This window comes from Paracoccus sp. FO-3 (assembly GCF_006386455.1).
In the GTDB taxonomy this organism is placed as follows: Bacteria; Pseudomonadota; Alphaproteobacteria; order Rhodobacterales; family Rhodobacteraceae; genus Paracoccus; species Paracoccus versutus.
In genome coordinates, this window is record NZ_VCBQ01000211.1 from 1 (window position 1) to 3,148 (window position 3,148).

Here is a 3,148-nt window from a genome sequence, read left to right on the forward strand (position 1 = left end):
AAGGCCTGCCGCCTCAAGCGCCGCCAGCAGCCGGGCGTCGTCGGCCCCCGGCGCGGCCAGGCGCAGGTTGTCGCGCAGGCTGTCGCGGAACAGCTCGCTGCGCTGGGTCATCAGGCAGGCCGGGCTGCGGGCGATCCGGCCGCCTTCGGGCGCGGCCTCGCCGNCAGGCTGGACTTGCCGGCACCGCTGGCGCCGATCAGCGCCAGGCGCTCGCCCACGCGCAGCTCCAGGGTGATCCCGGCCAGCACCGCTCGCGCCGCGCCGGGATGGCGCAGCCCGACGCCTTGCAGCTGCGCGGCAAAGCCCGGTTCGGGCAGGGTCGCGGCCGGCGGGGCAGGGGGCGGGTCCAGCCGCGGCCCCAGCCGGCGGGCCGAGATCAGGCTGCGCGGCAGCTCCATCGCGCCGCGGCGCAACTGGGCAAAGGGCTCGACCGCCGCCAGCGCCACCAGCAAGGCCAGCGCCGCGACGGGTGCGCCGATGCGGCCGCTTTCCGCCAGCGCGCCTGCGACGACCAGCACCCCTGCCAGCAGGGCCGCCGATGCCGCGCCATAGCCGAAGCCCGCCAGCAGGTCGATGCGGTTCAGCCGATCCTCGGCCGCCGCCAGCCGGGCATCCGTCGCGGCGATGGCCCGGCGCTGCGCGCCCAGCCGGCCGGCCATGACCAGTTCGGTCTGGCCCTGCATCAGGTCGATGACGCGGGCGCGCAGCGTCTCGGTCGCCTGCGCGCGCCGCCGCATCCCCGGTCCCGCCGCGCGGGCGGCGGCCAGGGCAAGGCCGATCCCCGCCGCGATCAGAAAGCCAAGCACCGCCAGCCCGAACAGCGGCTGCATCAGCCCCAGCGTCACGCCCGCCGCCAGCGCGGTGACGAGCGCCGCCGCCAGCGGCACCAGCACCCGCAGGTAAAGCACGTCGAGCGCGTCTATATCCACGGTCAGCCGGAACAGCAGCCGCGCCGGGCGCAGCATCAGCGCCCCCGCGGCACCGGGCGCGGCCCAGCCGCGAAACAGCCGCTCGCGCAGGCCGGCCAGCACGGCCAGCGTCGCGTCATGCGTCACCAGCCGCTCGCCATAGCGCGCCGCCGTGCGCCCCAGGGCCAGCAGCCGGATGCCCGAGGAGGGCATGAACACGTCGAAGGCCAGCGCCGTGGCCGTGGTCAGCCCGGCGATGGCGGTGGCGGTGATGAACCAGCCTGACAGCCCCAACAGCGCGATGCCCGCCAGCACCGTCGCCGCCGCCAGCGCCGCGCCCGTCCACAGCCGGCGCCGCCCTTCGCAAGCGAACAGCGCCAGCACCGGCGCCATGTCCCGGACCAGCCGCCTCATGCCGCCGCCTCCATCCCGGTGCCGTCCAGCCGAATGACGCGGTCCATGCGCGCGGCCAGTTCCGGGTCGTGCGTCGCCACGATCAGCGTCCGTCCCTGCGCCAGCGCCACCAGCCCCTCGGCGATCTCGCGCGCGGTGGCGGCGTCGAGATGCGCCGTCGGCTCGTCCGCCAGGATCAGCCCGGCCTGCGGCGTCGCGGCCACCCGCGCCAGGGCCAGGCGCAGCGCCTCGCCGCCGGACAGGCCGGTGCCGCCCTCGCCGACCGGGGCGCTGCCGCGCCGGGCCGCGACCTGGTCCAGCCGGGCCATGCGTAGCGCCTCCGGCAGGCTGCCCGCGGCGGGCAGGGTTCGGCCCAGCGTGACGTTCTGCGCCAGCGAGCCCGCAAAAATATGCGGTGCCTGGCCGATCCAGGCCATCCGGGCGCGCAGTCCCGCGGCGGCTTGCGCGTCGAGCAGCCGGCCGTCGATCTCGATCCGCCCCGAATCGGGTGCGGCCAGGCCGGCGATCAGCGAAAGCAGCGTCGACTTGCCCGAGCCGCTGGGCCCGACCAGCGCCACATGCTCGCCCGGCGCGATGGCCAGGCTGAGGCGGCGCGGGCCGGGCTGCATTGCGCCGGCATGGCGAAAGCGCAGATCCTCAAGGCGCAGCGCCGTGGCGGCGGCGGTTGACGGGGCGGCGCCCTCGGCCTCGGCGCCGGGCAGCGCCATCCCCGGCGCGGCCGCCCGCTGCAAGGCGGCCATCCCGGCCTCGCCCGCCGCCTTGTCGTGCCAGACCGCCGACAATTCGCGCAGGGGCTCGAAAAAGGCCGGCGCCAGCAGCAGGATGAACAGGCCCTCGGCCAGCGTCAGCTTGTCGCCCCAGGCGCCGAAGGGCAGGTCGCCCAGCAGGTGGAAACCGATATAGACCGCGACCATCGCCACGCCGAGCGCCGCGAAAAGCTCCAGCACCGCCGAGGTCAGGAAGGCGATGCGCAAGACCGCCATGGTGCGCGCGCGCAGCGATTCCGCATCGGCCCTGACCCGCAGCGCCGTCGCCTCGATGGCGCCCAGGCTGCGGATGGTCGCCATGCCGCGCAGCCGGTCCAGCAGAAAGGCGTTCATGCCGCCGACCTCGATCATCTGCGCCTCGCTTGCCGCCTTGGCCTTCCAGCCGACCAGGACCATGAAGACCGGGATCACCGGCAGCGCCACCAGCAGCACCAGCGCAGCCGTCCAGGAAAAGGGCAGGATCGCCAGGAAGATGGCCAAGGGCAGCACCGCCGCCTTCAGCCGCGCGGGCCGAAAGCGTGCCAGCCAGGGCACGACGGCCTCGGCCTGTTCGGCGACGATGCTTGCCGCCTCGCCCGAGGGGATGCGCCCGGCATCCAGCGGCGAGCGCGCCGAAAGCGCGGCCACCGCCCTGCCGCGCAGGTCCGACAACTGCGCCCGCGCCGCGCGCCAGGCCAGCCTGCCGCCAAGCGCCTCGAGCCCGGCGCGCAGGAGCCCCAGGGCCAGCACGCCAAGCGCCGGCCCCACCAGCGATGCCGCGCCCGTTCCCGCGGCGATCCCGGCCACCGCAGCGGCCAGGATGCCGGCCTGCGGCAGCCACAAGAGCGCGGCCGCCACCGCCAGGGCGGGGGCAAGCCAGGATGCGGGGCGGACACCCTCTCCGTTGGCCGGAGGCGGGTGCCGAGGGGACCTTTCGGATTCGCGCATGGTGATGTCTTTTGGTTCGCGTCGGATGAGGCGACACTTTATATTCGAAGGGATGTATAAATGATGAAGCGGAGGGATGCAGCGAGACAACACGACGCATCCTTTGCTCGCCACCCTTGCATATATTCGCAT

The 3,148-nt window shown here is 74.7% G+C and carries 1 protein-coding gene; it reads right to left on the minus strand.

The genetic code is table 11. The features are described 5' to 3' along the window. Nucleotides 1–1,318: 1,318 nt before the first annotated feature. A complete protein-coding gene (cydD, locus tag FE811_RS26275; protein WP_140849443.1) occupies nt 1,319–3,016 on the minus strand; it encodes a thiol reductant ABC exporter subunit CydD in 1,698 nt (565 codons plus the stop codon). Nucleotides 3,017–3,148: the final 132 nt, after the last annotated feature.

Coding starts and splice junctions, on each gene's coding strand:
- cydD (WP_140849443.1), bottom strand. CDS start 3,016: ATGCGCGAATCCGAAAGGTCCCCTCGGCACCCGCCTCCGGCCAACGGA.